This is a genomic window from Mesorhizobium sp. M7A.F.Ca.CA.004.04.2.1 (assembly GCF_004022825.1).
In the GTDB taxonomy this organism is placed as follows: domain Bacteria; phylum Pseudomonadota; class Alphaproteobacteria; order Rhizobiales; family Rhizobiaceae; genus Mesorhizobium.
In genome coordinates, this window is sequence record NZ_RZPH01001558.1 from 1 (window position 1) to 813 (window position 813).

The 813-nt window shown below is 65.7% G+C and carries 1 protein-coding gene; it reads right to left on the reverse strand.

The window, feature by feature from the left end; translation table 11 throughout:
• A partial coding sequence (ftsZ, locus tag EN893_RS36115; RefSeq protein ID WP_128362273.1) for a cell division protein FtsZ occupies positions 1–813 on the reverse strand: 813 nt, incomplete at both ends.

Consider the following 813-nt stretch of genomic DNA (forward strand, 5'->3'; position numbering starts at 1 on the left):
CGCGGATACGGGTCGCGGCTTCGTCGACTTCGAACAGCGTCAGGTCGCGGCCGCCGGTGATCGAGATCAGCAGGCCCTTGGCGCCCTTCATCGATGTCTCGTCGAGCAGCGGGTTGGCGATCGCCGCTTCGGCGGCGGCCATCGCGCGGCCCTCGCCGGAAGCCTCGCCGGTGCCCATCATCGCCTTGCCCATCTCGCGCATGACGGAACGGACGTCGGCGAAGTCGAGATTGATCAGGCCTTCCTTGACCATCAGGTCGGTGATGCAGGCGACACCGGAATAGAGCACCTGGTCGGCCATGGCGAAGGCATCGGCGAAGGTGGTCTTGTCATTGGCCAGCCGGAACAGGTTCTGGTTGGGGATGACGATCAGCGTATCGACGCATTTCTGCAATTCCTCGATGCCGAAATCCGCTGTCTTCATGCGGCGCTGGCCTTCGAAGTGGAACGGCTTGGTGACGACGCCGACGGTGAGGATGCCCTTTTCGCGCGCTGCGCGGGCAACGACCGGAGCAGCACCGGTGCCGGTGCCGCCGCCCATGCCGGCGGTGACGAAGCACATATGGGTGTTGGTCAGGTGATCGAGGATTTCATCGATGCACTCTTCCGCCGCCGCACGGCCGACTTCCGGCTGCGAGCCGGCGCCAAGGCCTTCGGTGACATGCGCGCCGAGCTGGATCAGGCGGCCGGCCTTCGACATGGTCAGCGCCTGCGCGTCGGTGTTGGCCACCACGAACTCGACACCGCGCAGACCGGCGGTGATCATGTTGTTGACGGCATTGCCGCCGCCGCCGCCGACACCGAACACGGTGA